Genomic DNA, 16,102 nt, shown 5'->3' with positions numbered 1-16,102 from the left:
CCTCGGGAAACCCCTCGTACGGGTGAACCCATGTGATCAACTCCCCATATCCGGACAGGAATTGACCATCCGGACCGTCCCTGAGTGACCTGGATCACCATTAGCGTGACTCGCATCAGGTCAACGAGGCGAAGGGACGTTTCCATGGCGGCCAAGAAAATCGGAGTACTGACCGGAGGCGGCGACTGCCCCGGGCTCAACGCCGTCATCCGGGGCGTCGTCCGCAAGGGCGTGCAGGAGTACGGCTATGACTTCGTCGGCTTCCGGGACGGCTGGCGCGGTCCGCTGGAGGGCGACACCGTCCCGCTCGACATCCCGGCCGTGCGCGGCATCCTGCCGCGCGGCGGCACCATCCTCGGCTCCTCGCGCACCAACCCGCTCAAGGCGGAGAACGGCATCCGCCGGATCAAGGAGAACCTCGCCAAGCACGAGGTCGACTCGCTCATCGCGATCGGCGGCGAGGACACCCTCGGCGTCGCCGCCCGGCTCACCGACGAGTACGGCATCAACGTCGTCGGCGTACCGAAGACGATCGACAACGACCTGTCCGCCACGGACTACACCTTCGGCTTCGACACGGCGGTGGGCATCGCCACCGAGGCGATCGACCGGCTGCACACGACCGCCGAGTCGCACATGCGCGTCCTCGTGGTCGAGGTCATGGGGCGGCACGCGGGCTGGATCGCGCTGCACTCCGGCCTCGCCGGCGGCGCGAACGTCATCCTCATCCCGGAGCAGCGCTTCGACATCGACCAGGTGTGCGCCTGGGTGACCTCGCGGTTCAAGGCGTCGTACGCGCCGATCGTGGTCGTGGCCGAAGGGGCCATGCCCAAGGACGGCGAGATGGTCCTCAAGGACGGGACGCAGGACTCCTTCGGGCACGTGCGGCTCTCGGGCGTGGGGGAGTGGCTGGCCAAGGAGATCGAGGGGCGCACCGGCAAGGAAGCGCGCACGACCGTCCTCGGACACGTCCAGCGCGGCGGGACGCCCAGCGCCTTCGACCGCTGGCTGGCCACGCGCTTCGGACTGCACGCGATCGAGGCCGTGCGGGACGGCGACTTCGGCAAGATGGTCGCGTTGCAGGGGACGGACATCGTGCGGGTGCCGATCGCCGACGCGACGGCCCGTCTGAAGACGGTGGATCCGGCCCTCTACCAGGAGGTCGGGGTCTTCTTCGGCTGAGCCGGACCACGTCGCCTCGCGACCGGACGGCACCCGGCGCTCCGGGTGCCGTCCCACCGGGCGGTACATAGACTCCCCGCATGGAGATCCTCGCCTTCGGCGTGCAGGCCGACGAGAAGCCGCTGATCGAGAAGGCCTTCGCCGGGCACCACGACGTGCGCTGCCTGGACGTCTTCCTCACCGAGGACACCGCCCCCATCGCCGCCGGCTACGAGATCGTCTCGACCAGCGTCAACGCCGATCTCGGCAACCGCGTCCTGCAGACCCTCGCCGCGGGCGGGACGCAGATGATCGCCCAGCGCTCGACCGGGTTCAACAACATCGACCTCCAGGTCGCCGAGCGCCTCGGCTTCACCATCGCCCGCGTCTCGTACTACTCGCCGTACTCCGTCGCGGAATTCGCCTGGACCCTGGCGATGGCCGTCAACCGCCGCATCGTCCGCGCCAGCAACCGCACCCGCGACTTCGACTTCCGCCTCGACGGTCTGATGGGCCGGGACCTGCGCGGCCGCACCGTCGGCGTGCTCGGCACCGGGAAGATCGGCGAGGCGTTCACCCGGATCGCGCACGGCTTCGGCATGCGCCTGCTCGGCTGGGACGTCGCCGAGAACCCCGCGTGCGTCGAGCTCGGCATGGAGTACGTCGCGAAGGAGGAGCTCTTCGCACAGGCCGATCTGATCAGCCTGCACGTCCCGCTGCTCCCCGCGACGCAGCACATCATCGGCGCCGACGCGCTGCGCACGATGAAGGCCGACGCGATCCTGGTGAACTCCAGCCGCGGAGGTCTGATCGACACCGACGCCCTGGTCTCCGAGCTGCGCAGGGGGCGCTTCACGGGCGTCGGCCTCGACGTGTACGAGGCGGAGGCCGGGCTGTTCTTCCTCGACAAGTCGCTCGAAGCCGTCGAGGACGACACCCTGGCCCGGCTGGTGACGTTCCCGAACGTGGTCGTCACCTCGCACCAGGCGTACTACACCGTGGACGCGGTCGGCCAGATCATCGACACCACCGTGCGCAACGTCCTGGACTACAAGGAGGGCCGCCGCAGCGAGAACGTGCTGGTCCCGGCGGCCCCCACGGCCTAGACCAGGACTCCGGACAGCAGGTCGCGCACGATCGCCGTCCCGCGCAGCGAGAGCACCGACTCCGGGTGGAACTGGACGCCCGCGAAACCGGCCCCGCGCAGTGCGTGCACCTCTCCCGTCGCCGTGTCCCGGCTGACCTCGATGCCGTGCGCCGCCAGCTCCTGGGCGCTCTCCTCGTCGCAGCGGGCCACGAAGCTGTTGTAGAAGCCGACCGTCTCCGGCCGCCCGAACAGGTCGATCCGCGTCTGGGCGCCCTGGTACGGGACCTCCTTGCGGACGATCTCCAGACCCAGCTCGGCGGCCAGCAGCTCGTGCCCCAGGCAGACGCCGAGGATCCCGTGCCGGTGGTCGCGCACGGCGTCGGCGGCCAGGGAGCGCAGGAAGACCATCTTCGGGTCGGCCGGGTCCGAGGGGTCGCCGGGGCCGGGGCCGAGGACCAGCGGACCCGCGTGCGACCGGACCGCTTCCCGCAGGCCCGGCTCGTCGTAGCGGCGCACCGAGACCGTCAGGCCCGAGGAGCGCAGCAGGTGCGCCAGCATCGCGGTGAACGTGTCCTCGCCGTCGATCACCAGGGCGTGCCCGCTCAGCTCCGCCGTCGGTGCCTGCATCCGCAGCCAGAACGGCGCGAGCCCGGCCCGCCTGCCGTCCAGGGCCGCCCGCACCCGTGGATCGTCGGCCAGGGCGGGGCGTACGCGCTCGGCGCGGGGCCGCCCTGGCCGCACCCCGAGGGCGGCGAGCACGCCCGCCGCCTTCGCGTGCGTCTCGGCCACCTCGCCCGCCGGGTCCGAGCCGCGCACCAGCGTCGCGCCGACCGGGACCCGCAGCCTGCCCTCCGGAGAGATGTCGGCGGTACGGATCAGGATCGGGGAGTCGAGGGTCTGCGCGCCGCCCGCGTCCCGGCCGAGCAGGGCGAGCGCGCCCGCGTAGTAGCCGCGCCCGCCCGCTTCGTGGCGCTCGATGACGCGGCAGGCGTTCTGCACGGGCGAGCCGGTGACGGTGGCCGCGAACATCGTCTCCTTGAGGACCTCGCGCGCGTCCAGCGACGACTTGCCGCGCAGCTCGTACTCGGTGTGCGCGAGGTGGGCCATCTCCTTGAGCCGCGGCCCGACGACGACACCGCCCATGTCGCCGACCGTGCACATCATCTTGAGCTCCTCGTCGACGACCATCGACAGCTCCTCGGTCTCCTTGCCGTCCGCGAGGAAGCCGAGCAGATCGTCCGCCGTGGGGCCCTCGGCCGGGTAGCGGTAGGTCCCGCTGATCGGGTTCATGACGACCGTCCCGCCGGACATCCGCACGTGCACCTCCGGGCTCGCCCCGACCAGCGTCCTCACCCCGGTGTGCACGACGTACGTCCAGTACGCGCCGCGCTCGCCCACCAGCAGCCTGCGGAAGAGGGCCAGGGCGTCCGCGCGGGAGAAGCCGGGGATCTCGCCCTCGTACGTGCGCCGGATGACGAAGTTGGCGCCCTCGCCCCGTCCGATCTCCTCGCGCAGGACCCGCCCGACGATCTCCCCGTACGCGGTGTCGTCGACGTCGAAGCCACCGCCCTCGACCCGCACCTCGTGCGCGGGCAGCGCCGCCAGTGCTTCGGCGAGCGGGAGCGCGTACGTCGTCTCGGGGGTGAGGACCGCGAGCGGCGTGCCGTCGTCGCGTACGTCGAAACCGCGCTCCCTGATCTGCCGGAAGGGGATGAGCGCGAGTCCCTCGTCGGGGAGGTCCGCGAGCCGGTCGACCGTGTGGACCGCGCCGATCAGGACCTCGACCGTGTCGTGGTCGTGGCCGGGCGTGCGGCGGCGGAGCACCGCGAACGGGCGGTCGTCGTCGAGGAGATCGGCCAGGTCGGGCTGGTGGTGCTGGTGGGTGGGAGCAGGCATCGGTTCGGTTCCTTCTCACTCGGAGGGGAACGGCCCGGCCCGGCGATCATCGCCCGGAAAACACTGAAGGCCGCCCCTCGGGCGGCCTTCGCGAGTCTTGGTACGCGCAGAATCAGTGGGCCGCCGGATGAGCGGGCCACCACCAGTTACGAGTCGTCTGCGCGTGCATGTCCCGCACCTTAACGCATCACGCCGTGTCTGGTCCGTCTCACTTGGTGAGCGGGGGGATGGACGGCGGACATCACCCCGTAATGTTGTGCGGGTGACCGTGAACGCTAAGACCACCCCTACCGGTGGCAACACCTGGCGAGACCTTCCCGCGGCGCAGCAGCCTGAGTACCCCGATGCCGAGGCTCTGCGCGATGTGATCGCGGACCTCGAGTCGTATCCGCCGCTCGTCTTCGCGGGCGAGTGCGACCAGCTGCGCGCCCGACTGGCCTCCGTCGCCAAGGGAGAGGCGTTCCTGCTTCAGGGCGGCGACTGCGCCGAGGCCTTCGACGCCGTGTCGGCCGACCACATCCGGAACAAGCTGAAGACGCTGCTCCAGATGGGCGCCGTCCTGACCTACGCGGCCTCCGTGCCCGTGGTGAAGGTGGGCCGCATCGCCGGGCAGTACTCGAAGCCGCGCTCCAAGGGCACCGAGACCCGCGACGGCGTGACCCTGCCGACGTACCGCGGCGACTCGGTCAACGGCTTCGACTTCGACGAGAAGTCCCGCGTCCCGGACCCCGAGCGCCTGAAGCGGATGTACAACGCCTCCGCGTCGACGCTCAACCTGGTGCGCGCCTTCACGACCGGCGGGTACGCCGACCTGCGCCAGGTGCACGCCTGGAACCAGGACTTCGTGAAGTCGTCCCCCTCGGGCCAGCGGTACGAGCAGCTGGCGCGCGAGATCGACAACGCGCTCAACTTCATGCGCGCCTGCGGGACGAACCCGGAGGAGTTCAAGACCGTCGAGTTCTACGCCTCGCACGAGGCGCTCCTCCTCGACTACGAGTCGGCCCTCACCCGGGTGGACTCGCGCACCGGCCGGCTCTACGACACCTCGGGCCACATGGTCTGGATCGGTGAGCGCACCCGTCAGCTGGACGGCGCGCACATCGAGTTCGCCTCCAAGGTGCGCAACCCGATCGGCATCAAGCTCGGCCCGACCACCACGTCGGAGGAGGCGCTCCAGTACATCGAGCGCCTCGACCCGGACCGTGAGCCCGGCCGTCTGACCTTCATCGTCCGCATGGGCGCCGACAAGGTCCGCGACAAGCTCCCCGAGCTGGTCGAGAAGGTCACCGCGTCCGGCGCGACCGTCGCCTGGGTCACCGACCCCATGCACGGCAACACGTACGAGGCGGCGTCCGGTCACAAGACCCGCCGGTTCGACGACGTGCTCGACGAGGTCAAGGGCTTCTTCGAGGTCCACAAGGGCCTGGGCACGCACCCGGGCGGCATCCATGTCGAGCTCACCGGTGACGACGTCACCGAGTGCGTGGGCGGCGGCGACGAGATCTTCGTCGACGACCTGCACCAGCGCTACGAGACGGCCTGCGACCCGCGCCTGAACCGCAGCCAGTCCCTGGACCTGGCGTTCCTGGTGGCGGAGATGTACCGCGACCAGTAGGTATTCCCGCACGACGCGAAGGTGGGGCACGGATCCATGTGATCCGTGCCCCACCGGCGTATCGGGGCTTTTGTGGACCCGGGGACGTGGGTAAGGTTAGGTTAGCCTCACCGATTAATCGGGACGGCGCCGCCGATAAGTCCTGTCCGGGAGGTGAACCGCGTGTACGTCTGCAACTGCTTCGGGGTCACCGAGGCGCAGGTGAAGCAGCACGCGGCCGACGGTGCCTGCACACCCCGCCAGATAGCGTCCGCCAGCAAGGCGGGCACCGACTGCGGCTCGTGTGTGCGCAGCATTCAGGCGCTCCTGGGCCGGGGCACGTGCCCCCGCAGGGAGCTCGCCGACCAGGGTCAGCCCGTCCTGACCGGCCTGGACGCGGCCGTGGACGCCGGTGTGAGTGCCGGTGTGGGCGCCGCCCTCGACGAGGCCGCCTAGCCCGTCAGCCCTCCGGCTGCTCGATGAGCTGCGCGATGTAGAGCGGCTCGCCCAACTTCTCGACCAGTTCGAGCTGGGTGTCGAGATAGTCGATGTGGTGCTCCTCGTCCGCGAGGATCGACTCGAAGATGTTCGCGGAAGTGACGTCTCCCTTGCCGCGCATCACCTCGATGCCGCGCCGCAGGCGGTCGATCGCCTCCGCCTCGATCTGCCGGTCGGCCTGGAACATCTCCGTGACGGTCTGGCCCACGCGCACGTGGAAGAGCCGCTGGTAATTGGGCAGGCCGTCGAGGAAGAGGATCCGGTCGGTCAGGATCTCCGCGTGCTTCATCTCGTCGATCGACTCGGACCGGGTGTATTTGGCGAGCTTGGGCCAGCCGAAGTTTTCCTGCATCTTGGCGTGGAGAAAGTACTGGTTGATCGCCGTGAGTTCGGCGGTCAGCTGCTCGTTGAGAAATTCGATGACCTCGGGGTCGCCCTGCATCGCAGAGGCTCCTTCCACGTGGTAACTGGGCAGGTTCCGCGCATCCTCGCACCGGTACGACAGGCCGTCCAGTAAGTGCATGCTTAGTAGGAGTTGCCCCAATCGACGTCCGGTCGGCGGCTGTCGGTGGCTGTCGGTGGGCTCCTGGTCACGTCCACCGCCCCGGGTCTGTCAGGATGGAGACATGGGTCAGCCGGCGGATCGCGCATCTCGGGAAGCAGTGGAGCCGGAGCTCCCGCCGGGCCAGCGACTTCAGCGGGGCTGGCCGGTCACGCACTACGGCCCGGTGCCGAAGTTCCGCCCCGAGCGCTGGGAGTTCAGGGTCTTCGGGGCCACCGCCGACGGCGACAAGCACTGCTGGACGCACGAGGAGTTCTCGGCTCTTCCGTACGCCACCGTGGTCGGCGATCTGCACTGCGTCACGAAGTTCAGCATGCTCGGCGCCGAGTGGGGCGGTGTGCCCGCGCGGGCGCTCCTGGAGATCGCGCCGCCCGCGCCGGACGCCACCCATGTGATGGTCTGGGCCGAGTACGGCTTCAGCTCGAACCTGCGGATGGTCGACTTCATGGACGAGCGCACCATCTTCGCCACCCATAAAGGGGGCGAGCTCCTGACGGCGGAGCACGGCTTTCCGCTGCGGCTCGTGGTGCCCCATCTGTACGCCTGGAAGGGCCCCAAGTGGGTCCGCGGCGTCGAGTACATGACCGCCGACCGCCGCGGCTTCTGGGAGGAGCGCGGCTACCACAACGTCGGCGACCCCTGGACCGAGCAGCGCTACTCGTACCAGGAAGAGCCCGGGGACGGCCCCGAGCTCTAGTCAGTGGTGGTACTGGTGCACCACGGCGTGGCCCTTGCCGCGGCCGATCATCCACTTGTTGACCGGGGTGGTGATCACGAACGCGGCGGCCAGCGCGATGGCGAGGATCCACCAGAACATGGCGTCCGACAGATGGGCGTCCATCGCCCCCGGCCAGAGCGCGATCACCCCGTTGTCGATCAGCTCCATCACCGCGATGGACAGGGTGTCCGCGGCGAGCGCGACCCGGAACGCCGTCCTGAAGCCGACGCCGGCCCTGAGGATGCCGCGCAGGGTCAGGGCGTAACCGAAGACGAAGGCCAGGATGATCGCGAGGATCATCGTCTCCATGTTGCCCCAGCCCAGCGCGGTGCCGATGACCATGCCGAGGATCTCGCCGATGGCGCACCCGGTGAGGCAGTGGAGGGTGGCCTGCGCCGCCATGCGCCAGCTGACCTTGCCGAGGCCGTGCTGTCCTTGACCATGCTGCCCCTGGGCATGGTGTGCGTGTTCGGCGTGCGTGCCGTGATCGTGCTGCATGAGAATCCCCCAACGTCGGACAGCGGTCCCTGCCGCTCGACAGGAACCGTATACCCCTAGGGGGTATTCCTCAAGAGATCTCTGGGACCTCTGGGATCTCGGGGATCGCCGGCAGCGGGGTCAGCTGCTCCTCAGCTCCTTCAGCCGCGCCACGTCCGCCGCGTGCCCTTCCTTGCCGCCGGGGGTCTCGATGATCAGCGGGACGTTCTCGGTCGCGGCGTGCGTCATCAGCTCCCGGAAGGGCTCCGCGCCGATGTGGCCGGTGCCGATGTTCTCGTGGCGGTCCTTGTGGGCGCCCACCACGTCCTTGGAGTCGTTGGCGTGCACCAGCTTCAGGCGGCCCTCGCCGACGGTGTCCACCAGCAGGTCGAGGGTCTGCTTCATGCCGCCGGGCCCGGCCAGATCGTGGCCCGCCGCGAAGATGTGGCAGGTGTCCAGGCACACGCCGAGCTTCGGGTGGGCGTCGAGAGCCTCGAAGTACGGGCCGAAGTCCCAGGTGCGGGAGCAGAGCGAGAAGCCCTGGCCCGCGGTCGACTCCAGGAGCAGGAACGGGTCGTCGTCGTGCGTCAGCTCGTCGAGCAGCGGCAGCATGCGCTCGCGCACCTGGCGCAGCGCGACGGCACGCTCCCGGCCGCCGGTCGCCGAGCCGGTGTGCACGACGACGCCGAGCGCGCCGATGTCCCGGGCCCGGCGCAGCGAGTGGCGCAGGGACTCCACGGACTTCTCGACGGTCGCCTCGGTGTGCGAGCCGAAGTTGATGAGATACGGCGCGTGGACGTACGCGGGAATGCCCTCGGCGGCGCAGGCCGCGCGGAACTGTTCGTCCTGCTTGGGGTTGCCGGGCGGCGTGGCCCAGCCCCGCGGATTGGCCACGAAGACCTGGACGGCCTCGGCGCCCAGCTCGCGGGCGTACGAGAGCCCGACGGAGGCGAGGCCGCCGGCCACGGGGACATGGCCGCCGACGGGGTTGCGGGACGGGATGCTGGGGGACTTGTCGCTGCTCACGCGCTCAAGGGTGGCACGAGCGCGGGAGCGTCACGTCAACGGATCTGGAGGGTGACCGTCGAGCCCTTGGGAGCCTCGTCGCCGCCCTCCACGGACTGGCCCTTCACCGTGTCCCCGAAGAGGCCGAGCAGGCCGCGGTCCTCGTCGACCTCGAAGCCGGCGTCCTCCAGCTCCCGGGTGGCGTCGTCGACACTCATGCCCTCGACGTCGGGGACCTCGACCATCTCCGGGCCGATGGAGATCGTCAGCGTGACCGTGTCGCCCTCGGCGAGCTGCTTCTGGCCCTCGCGCGGGGACTGGTCGAGGACCGTGCCCTTCTCCTCGTCGGTGTGGTCCCGGGCCTTCTCGGTCTTGACCTTGAGGCCCTCTTCCTCCAGCTCGGCGATCGCGTCCTGCCGGGAGTCGCCCGTCACGTCCGGAACGTCGATCGCGGGACCCTTGCTGACGACGAGCGCGACGGCGGAGCCCGCCTTGCGCTTGGTGTTCCCCTTCGGGTCCGTGCTGATCACCTGGCCCTTGCGGACGTCCTCGCTGAAGGCCCTCTTCGTCATCCCGGGGGCGAACCCGGCGTCCTTGAGCTCGTCCTTCGCGTCCGCCAGGCCGCTGCCCGCCACGTCCGGGACCTTCACGATCTCGGGGCCCAGCGAGACCGTCAGCTGCACGCGTCCGTTGTGGCGGATGCGCTCGCCCGCCTCGGGGTCGGTGGCCATGACCGTGCCGCGCTTGTCCGTGTCGCTGTAGGCGCGCTTGACGCCTTCGACGTCGAGTCCGGCCTCGCTCAGGCGCTTCTTGGCCGCCGACTCGGTCTTCGCCAGGACCGGCGGGACCTTCGTGAACTGGCCGGAGTTGATGTACCAGACACCGGCGCCGAGGCCCAGCGCGAGCAGGACGGCGGCGACGACCGTCATCGTGCGGCGGCGCGGGTCGAGGCGCCTGCGGCCGGGTGCCGCCGGGGGAGCGGGCGGCGGCGTCGCCAGGATGCTCGTGCGGTTGAGCCGGTCCTGCTCGCCCTCGGCGGGGGCTTCCGCGGGGAGCGGCGGCTGCACGGGGCGGCCCGTGCGCGGGATCACGTTCGTACGGTCGTTGGAGTTGTCGGGGGTGTCCGGGCCGTCCTGAGCGGCGCTCGCGGTCGCCGGGAGCGCCTGCGGCGGGATCGCGTCCAGCTGCTCCAGGGAGAGCGCGGCCCGCGCTTCCCTGGCCTGCGCGAGGAGCGCCACGGCGTCGTACGGGCGGACGTCCGGGGTGCGGGCGGTGGCGGACGCGACCAGCTCGTCCAGCTCGACGGGGAGCCCCGGGACGGCCGCCGACGGGGGCGGTACGTCCTCGTGGAGGTGCTGGTAGAGCACCTGGGCGGGCGACTCGCCGGTGTGCGGCTTGGCGCCGGTCAGCATCTCGTAGAGCACGACCCCGCACGCGTACACGTCCACCCGGGTGTCGGCCGTGCCGTGTTCTATCTGCTCGGGAGCGAGATAGGAGACGGTGCCGAGGATCGTGCCGGTCGTGTTCGTGACGGTGTCCACCGCGCGCACGAGGCCGAAGTCGGCGACCTTCACCCGTCCGTCGTCCCCTATGAGGACGTTCTCCGGCTTCATGTCGCGGTGCACGAACCCGGCGCGGTGCGCGGCGCCGAGCGCGGCGAGGACCGGCTCCAGGATGTCGAGGGCCGCGCGCGGCTGGAGGGCGCCGCGGTCGCGCAGCACGTCCCGCAGGGTGCAGCCGGCGACGTACTCCATGGCGAGGTACACGTACGCCCCGTCGGCGCCCTGGTCGAACACCCCCACGACGTTCGGGTGCGAGAGGCGGGCGATCGACTTCGCCTCGCGGATGAAGCGCTCGACGAACGAGACGTCGGTGGCCAGTGTCGGGTGCATCACCTTGAGCGCGAGCACGCGGTCGAGGCGGGTGTCCACGGCCCGGTAGACCGTGGCCATCCCGCCGACCGCGATCCGCCCGTCCACGCGATAGCGGCCGTCGAGCACTTGCCCGACGAGCGGGTCCTGGAGGGTCGTGTCCACGCAGGGAGTCTACGAGCCACCGCCGACACCGTTGCCCGCCCGGGCGTGCCCGGAGCCCGACTGCAGCCGAGCTGTGACAGGCGGGAGACGCCCTGAAAGCACGCGGCAAGCAGACGGAAAGCACGTGTAGAGCACGCGGAAAGCGCTCAGAAAGCGGGCCGCTCCGGATCCAGCCTGGCCATGCCCTCCACCGGCGAGGACGCCTCGGCGAAGTGTCGCCGCGGGATGCGCCCGGCCCGGTACGCGAGCCGCCCCGCCTCCACCCCGTGCCGCATGCCCTCGGCCATCAGGACCGGCTCCTGGGCGCGGGTGACGGCGGAGGCGAGCATCACACCCGCACACCCCAGTTCCATCGCGAGCGCCGCGTCGGACGCCGTTCCCGCCCCCGCGTCCAGGATCACCGGCACACCCGCCCGCTCGACGATCAGCTGGAAGTTGTGCGGGTTGCGGATGCCGAGCCCGGAGCCGATGGGCGAGCCGAGCGGCATGATCGCCGCGCAGCCCACGTCCTCCAGCTTCCGGGCGAGGACCGGGTCGTCGTTCGTGTACGGCAGGACCGTGAAGCCGTCGTCGACGAGTGTCTCCGCGGCGTCGATCAGCTCGATCGGGTCGGGAAGCAGCGTGCGCTCGTCCGCGATGACCTCCAGCTTGACCAGGTCGGTGCCGAGCGCCTCCCGCGCGAGGCGGGCGGTCAGGACGGCCTCGCCCGCGGTGAAGCAGCCCGCCGTGTTCGGCAGGACCCGGATGCCGAGCCGGTCGAGGACGGAGAGCACCGAGCCCTGTACCCCGGGGTCCAGGCGGCGCATCGCGACCGTCGTCAGCTCCGTACCGGAGGCCACGAGGGAGCGTTCGAGGACGTCCAGGCTCGGCGCACCGCCCGTTCCCATGATCAGGCGCGAGGAGAGCGTGAGCCCGCCGAGGACGAAGGGATCGTCTGCCATGCCGGTTCAGCCTCCTTGGACGGCGGTGAGGACCTCGACGCGGTCCCCGTCGGTGAGCGGCGTCGTGGACCACCGCGCGCGCGGGACGACGGTTTCGTTGAGCGCGGCGGCGACCCCGGAGGGGGCCGCGGTCAGCGTGGCGACCAGGGCTTCGAGCGTGGTGCCCGCCGCCACGTCGCGGGCCTCTCCGTTGACGGTGACGGCGGTGACGGCAGGGGCGGGAGTGCCGGGGGTGGCAGGAGTGCCGGGAGTGGTCATACGGGCTGCTCCATGAAGCGCGGCGTACGGGGGGTGCGGGCGAAACGCAGCGGTGTGAAGGGCCGCGCCTCGTCGGGGAGTTCGCCGGTGGTCAGGGCGTGTGCCATGACGTCGCCGGTGACGGGCGTCAGGAGGACGCCGTTGCGGTAGTGGCCGGTGGCCAGCTGGAGGCCGGGCAGCGCGGTCGGGCCGAGCAGCGGCGCGTTGTCGGGGGAGCCGGGGCGCAGGCCCGCGCGGGTCTCCGTCAGCGGCAGCTCCGTGATGCCCGGCACGAGCTCGTGGGCGTCCCGGAGCAGCTCGTACACGCCGCCCGCGGTGACCGTCGTGTCCCAGCCGAGCTCCTCGCTGGTCGCGCCGACGACGAGCTCTCCGTTCTCGCGCGGCACCAGATAGACGTGGCTGCCGCGCACGACGGCGCGCACGGTGCGGCTCAGGAACGGCGCGTACCGCTCCGGCACCGTGAGCCGGAGCACCTGCCCCTTCACCGGGCGCACGGGCGGCAGCACGCCCTCGGGGACACCGCCGAGGCGCCCGCTGAGGCTGCCCGCGGCCAGCACGGTCTGCCCGGCCTCCAGGGCCGTGCCGTCGGCGAGGACGACTCCGGTGGCCCGGTCCCCCGCGACCGACAGGCGCTCCGCCCACGTGCGGTGGAAGGCCACGCCCGCCCGTTCGCAGGCCACCAGGAGGGCGGCGGCGAGCCTGCGCGGGTCGATCTGGTGGTCGCCGTCGACCCGCAGCCCGCCCCGGACGCCCGGCGCGAGCATCGGTTCGAGGCGGCGGCACTCGCGCCCGCTCAGCCACTCCGACGCGAGGCCCGACCGCTGCTGGAGCGCGTGCAGCTCCCGCAGGTGCGCGCGGTCGTCGGCGTCCAGCGCGACGGCGAGCGTGCCGCACGCGCGGTAGCCGAGGTCGCGTCCGCTCGCCTCCGCGAGCTCGGCCGCGAAGTCGGGGTAGCGCCGCGCGGAGGCCAGGTTCAGGCCGAGCAGCGTCTGCTCCCCGTGGTGCAGCTCGGTGACGGCGGCCAGCATGCCCGCGGCGACCTGCGCCGCGCCGCCGCCCGGTTCGGGGTCCACGACCGCGGCCGTCAGGCCGCGTAGCGCCGCCCGCCAGGCCGTGACCAGGCCGATGATGCCGCCCCCGACGACGAGGACGTCAGGCGTCCCGTGGGGTGGTGTACGTGGCTGCATGGGTGTCCAGCCCCTCCCTTCGCCGGCATGACCCGGATCAGGTTCGTACGGTCGGAGGCCGTCCAGCCTCCCTCTCAGCCCGGTGCGTCCGGGCTCCCGCGAGTGCTCTGCACGGCAACCTTAGCCCTTGGCGCCCCGGGGCAGATAGGGCGGCCGTGCGGTCATGGGCAGTGACGGTGTGTCAGAGATCTCCCCGTCGTGCCCTCAGGGCGACGTCGTGCGCCGCCCTAGAGTGACCGGGTGAACGAGCAGAGGCGGGAAGAGCGGCACGTCGTCATCGTCGGCGCGGGAATGGCCGGTGTGCAGACCGCCGTGGCCCTGCGCGAGCAGGGGTTCCCCGGTGCGGTCACCCTGATCGGCGCCGAGCCCCACCAGCCGTACGACAGGCCGCCGTTGTCCAAGGCCGTGCTGCTCGGCAAGGCGGAGGGATCCGCCTTCGACATCGACTTCGAGGCGCTCGGCATCCGCCTGAGCCTGGGCCACGAGGTCACGGGCGTCCGCCCCGCCGACCACGAACTGGACACCGCTTCGGGCCCGGTCTCCTACGACGCCCTGGTCCTCGCCACCGGCGCCGAGCCGATCCTGCTGCCCGGCGTCGCCGGTGTGCCCGGCGTCCACCTGCTGCGCACCCTCGACGACGCCGAGCGGCTGCGCCCCGTGCTCGCCGAACAGCACCGCATCGTGGTCGTCGGCGCGGGCTGGATCGGCGCCGAGTTCGCGACCGCCGCACGTGAGGCGGGCTGCTCGGTCACCGTCGTCGAGGCCGCCGGGCGGCCGCTCGCCGGGGCGCTGCCCGCCGAGGTCGCCGCCCCCATGGCGTCCTGGTACGCCGACTCCGGAGCCGAACTGCGCACCCACGCGCGCGTGGAGCGCGTCGAACCCGGCAGCGTCCTCCTGGACGACGGCACCCGGCTGCCCGCGGACGCGGTCGTCGTCGGCATCGGCGCCCGCCCCGCCACGGCCTGGCTCGCGGACTCCGGCATCGCCCTCGGCGCCCACCGCGAGGTCCTCGCCGACGACCACCTGCGGACCTCGGAGCCCGACGTGTACGCGGTCGGCGACTGCTCCTCCTTCCCCTCGGGGCGGTACGGCGAGCGCCTCCTGGTCCACCACTGGGACAACGCCCTCCAGGGCCCGCGCACGGTGGCGGCGAACATCATCGGCGAGACCCCTTCGGCGTACGACCCCGTCCCGTACTTCTGGTCCGAGCAGTTCGGCCGCTTCGTCCAGTACGCCGGGCACCACGCCTCCGCCGACGAGCTGGTGTGGCGCGGTGACCCCTCGGGCGCGGCCTGGAGCGTGTGCTGGCTGCGCGAGGGCGCCCTGGTGGCCCTCCTCGCGGTGGGCCGCCCCAGGGACCTGGCGCAGGGCCGCAAGCTGATCGAGGCCGGCGCCCGCCTCCTGCCCGAGCTGGCCGAGGACCCCTCGGTACCGCTGAAGAAGGCCGTGCTGCCCTAGCCGCGGCGGGGCGGGGAGAGCCGGCGGGACCCGCTGCCCGGCCGCTGTCGGTGCCCGGAGCTACGCTTGTCCCCGTGACCGAGATTGACGCAAAGACTGATGCTCTCGTCCCCGAGTGGCTCCACCTCCCCGACATCGCAGAAATGCTCGACGTCGAGGTGACGCGTGTGCGCCAGCTGGTCAAGGAAGGCCAGCTGATCGCCGTGCGCCGTGGTGAGAACCGCGCGCTCGCGGTGCCGGCCGCCTTCATCGACGGCGACAAGATCGTCAAGGGCCTCACCGGCACCCTGACGCTCCTGCGGGACGACGGCTTCTCCGACGAAGAGATGCTGGAGTGGCTCTTCACTCCCGACCCGACCCTGCCCGGGACCCCCGCGCAGGCGCTGAGCGAGAATCGTGGCACGGAGGTGAAGCGCCGCGCCCAGGCGCTCGCCGTCTGACCGAACGCGCCTGACCGAAACGGAAAACCGTTGCGTACGGACCGCGGGTCCCCCGAGGACCCGCGGCCCGTGGGCGACCCACGACCCGGGGGGACCTCTTCATGGCCGCCAAGCCTGCCCGCGAGCAGCTCGCCGACGCCCGCCTCTACCTGTGCGTGGACGCCCGCAGGCGCCAGGGAGACCTCCCCGAGTTCCTCGACGCCGTCCTCGCGGGCGGCGTCGACATCGTGCAGCTGCGCGACAAGGGCATGGAGGCGGCCGAGGAGCTCGACCACCTCCAGGTCTTCGCCGAAGCGGCCCGCCGGCACGGCAAGCTCCTCGCGGTGAACGACCGCGCGGACGTCGCGCACGCCATCGGCGCCGACGTGCTGCACCTGGGCCAGGGCGACCTGCCGGTGCCCGCGGCCCGCGCCGTCCTCGGCCAGGACGTCCTGGTGGGCCGCTCCACGCACGCCGACTCCGAGGCCGCCGCCGCGGCCGCCCAGGACGGCGTGGACTACTTCTGCACCGGCCCCTGCTGGCCGACCCCCACCAAGCCGGGCCGTCACGCCCCGGGCCTCGACCTCGTCCGGTACACGGCCTCGCTCGGCACGGACCGCCCGTGGTTCGCCATCGGCGGCATCGACGCGGGCAACCTCGACGAGGTGCTCGAAGCGGGCGCCCGCCGCGTCGTCGTCGTCCGGGCGATCACGGAGGCGGACGATCCGGGTGCCGCGGCGGCCGACTTCGCGAAGCGCCTGCGTACGGCCTGATCGGCGATCTTCGGCCAACCTTCGCGGAGACT

At 71.6% G+C, this 16,102-nt stretch carries 17 protein-coding genes and 1 riboswitch; of the genes, 8 read left to right on the top strand and 9 right to left on the bottom strand.

The annotated features are described in order from the left end of the window. Positions 1-144 precede the first annotated feature (144 nt). Together QBL25_RS13365 and QBL25_RS13360 are read left to right on the top strand one after the other, a co-directional pair. The gene (locus tag QBL25_RS13365; protein ID WP_409057260.1) at positions 145-1,182 is read left to right on the top strand and encodes a 6-phosphofructokinase; all 1,038 of its coding nucleotides are present in this window, start codon (positions 145-147) and stop codon (positions 1,180-1,182) included. An 80-nt stretch (positions 1,183-1,262) separates the two neighbouring features. After that, entirely contained in the window at positions 1,263-2,267 is a 1,005-nt protein-coding gene (locus QBL25_RS13360; RefSeq protein WP_409057259.1) for a 2-hydroxyacid dehydrogenase, read from the top strand. Here QBL25_RS13360 and QBL25_RS13355 read toward each other — a convergent pair. Together QBL25_RS13355 and QBL25_RS13350 are read right to left on the bottom strand one after the other, a co-directional pair. Next, complete coding sequence (locus QBL25_RS13355; RefSeq protein WP_409057258.1) at positions 2,264-4,144, bottom strand: anthranilate synthase family protein; 1,881 nt, start codon at positions 4,142-4,144, stop codon at positions 2,264-2,266. The two genes, QBL25_RS13360 and QBL25_RS13355, sit on opposite strands and share 4 nt — an antisense overlap. A 112-nt stretch (positions 4,145-4,256) precedes the next feature. Continuing rightward, positions 4,257-4,313 (bottom strand): trp operon leader peptide, encoded by a 57-nt coding sequence (locus tag QBL25_RS13350; protein WP_351162541.1) that lies wholly within the window; start codon positions 4,311-4,313, stop codon positions 4,257-4,259. Between the two features lie 93 nt (positions 4,314-4,406). Between QBL25_RS13350 and QBL25_RS13345 the strand changes: the two genes are divergently transcribed. Continuing rightward, positions 4,407-5,759, top strand: a complete 1,353-nt coding sequence (locus QBL25_RS13345; RefSeq protein ID WP_409057257.1) for a class II 3-deoxy-7-phosphoheptulonate synthase — start codon at positions 4,407-4,409, stop codon at positions 5,757-5,759. Positions 5,760-5,912: 153 nt separating this feature from the next. Then, positions 5,913-6,194 (top strand): bacterioferritin-associated ferredoxin, encoded by a 282-nt coding sequence (locus tag QBL25_RS13340; RefSeq protein WP_409057256.1) that lies wholly within the window; start codon positions 5,913-5,915, stop codon positions 6,192-6,194. Positions 6,195-6,198: 4 nt separating this feature from the next. On the opposite strand, the gene bfr is transcribed toward QBL25_RS13340, so the two are convergent. Then, a complete protein-coding gene (gene bfr, locus QBL25_RS13335) occupies positions 6,199-6,678 on the bottom strand; it encodes a bacterioferritin (protein WP_409057255.1) in 480 nt (159 codons plus the stop codon). A gap of 184 nt (positions 6,679-6,862) precedes the next feature. Here bfr and QBL25_RS13330 point away from each other — a divergent pair, with 184 nt between their 5' ends. Beyond that, the gene (locus tag QBL25_RS13330; RefSeq protein ID WP_409057254.1) at positions 6,863-7,495 is read left to right on the top strand and encodes a sulfite oxidase-like oxidoreductase; all 633 of its coding nucleotides are present in this window, start codon (positions 6,863-6,865) and stop codon (positions 7,493-7,495) included. Here the strand turns inward: QBL25_RS13330 and QBL25_RS13325 are convergent, their stop codons facing one another. The 6 genes from QBL25_RS13325 to thiO all read right to left on the bottom strand — a co-directional run bounded on the left by QBL25_RS13325 (position 7,496) and on the right by thiO (position 13,420). Then, positions 7,496-8,014, bottom strand: a complete 519-nt coding sequence (locus QBL25_RS13325; RefSeq protein WP_409057253.1) for a DUF4396 domain-containing protein — start codon at positions 8,012-8,014, stop codon at positions 7,496-7,498. It abuts the gene before it with no gap. A gap of 120 nt (positions 8,015-8,134) precedes the next feature. Then, on the bottom strand, positions 8,135-9,019 hold the full coding sequence (locus QBL25_RS13320; protein WP_409057252.1) for a deoxyribonuclease IV: 885 nt from the start codon (positions 9,017-9,019) through the stop codon (positions 8,135-8,137). Positions 9,020-9,054: 35 nt separating this feature from the next. Then, a complete protein-coding gene (gene pknB, locus QBL25_RS13315) occupies positions 9,055-11,034 on the bottom strand; it encodes a Stk1 family PASTA domain-containing Ser/Thr kinase (protein ID WP_409057251.1) in 1,980 nt (659 codons plus the stop codon). A gap of 146 nt (positions 11,035-11,180) precedes the next feature. Then, on the bottom strand, positions 11,181-11,975 hold the full coding sequence (locus QBL25_RS13310) for a thiazole synthase (protein WP_409057250.1): 795 nt from the start codon (positions 11,973-11,975) through the stop codon (positions 11,181-11,183). Positions 11,976-11,981: 6 nt separating this feature from the next. Continuing rightward, entirely contained in the window at positions 11,982-12,233 is a 252-nt protein-coding gene (gene thiS / locus QBL25_RS13305) for a sulfur carrier protein ThiS (RefSeq protein ID WP_409057249.1), read from the bottom strand. Further along, a complete protein-coding gene (gene thiO, locus QBL25_RS13300) occupies positions 12,230-13,420 on the bottom strand; it encodes a glycine oxidase ThiO (protein ID WP_409057248.1) in 1,191 nt (396 codons plus the stop codon). The genes thiS and thiO overlap by 4 nt, the downstream gene beginning before the upstream one ends. Further along, positions 13,418-13,530: riboswitch (TPP riboswitch) on the bottom strand. Its footprint overlaps the gene before it by 3 nt. A 181-nt stretch (positions 13,531-13,711) precedes the next feature. Between thiO and QBL25_RS13295 the strand changes: the two genes are divergently transcribed. From QBL25_RS13295 to thiE, 3 genes are all read left to right on the top strand, one after another. Further along, positions 13,712-14,878 (top strand): NAD(P)/FAD-dependent oxidoreductase, encoded by a 1,167-nt coding sequence (locus QBL25_RS13295; protein WP_409062630.1) that lies wholly within the window; start codon positions 13,712-13,714, stop codon positions 14,876-14,878. A 74-nt stretch (positions 14,879-14,952) separates the two neighbouring features. After that, complete coding sequence (locus QBL25_RS13290) at positions 14,953-15,318, top strand: Rv2175c family DNA-binding protein (protein ID WP_249590410.1); 366 nt, start codon at positions 14,953-14,955, stop codon at positions 15,316-15,318. 101 nt (positions 15,319-15,419) lie between these two features. Beyond that, positions 15,420-16,070 carry a thiamine phosphate synthase gene (gene thiE / locus QBL25_RS13285; protein WP_409057247.1) on the top strand — a complete coding sequence of 217 codons (651 nt, stop codon included), beginning with the start codon at positions 15,420-15,422 and terminating at the stop codon, positions 16,068-16,070. The last annotated feature ends 32 nt before the right edge of the window (positions 16,071-16,102 follow it).

The sequence above is a fragment of the Streptomyces sp. SYP-A7185 genome, assembly GCF_046103685.1.
Lineage (GTDB): Bacteria > Actinomycetota > Actinomycetes > Streptomycetales > Streptomycetaceae > Streptomyces.
Note: the sequence above shows the minus strand (reverse complement) of the source record. Positions and strands in the feature narration are given on the sequence as shown.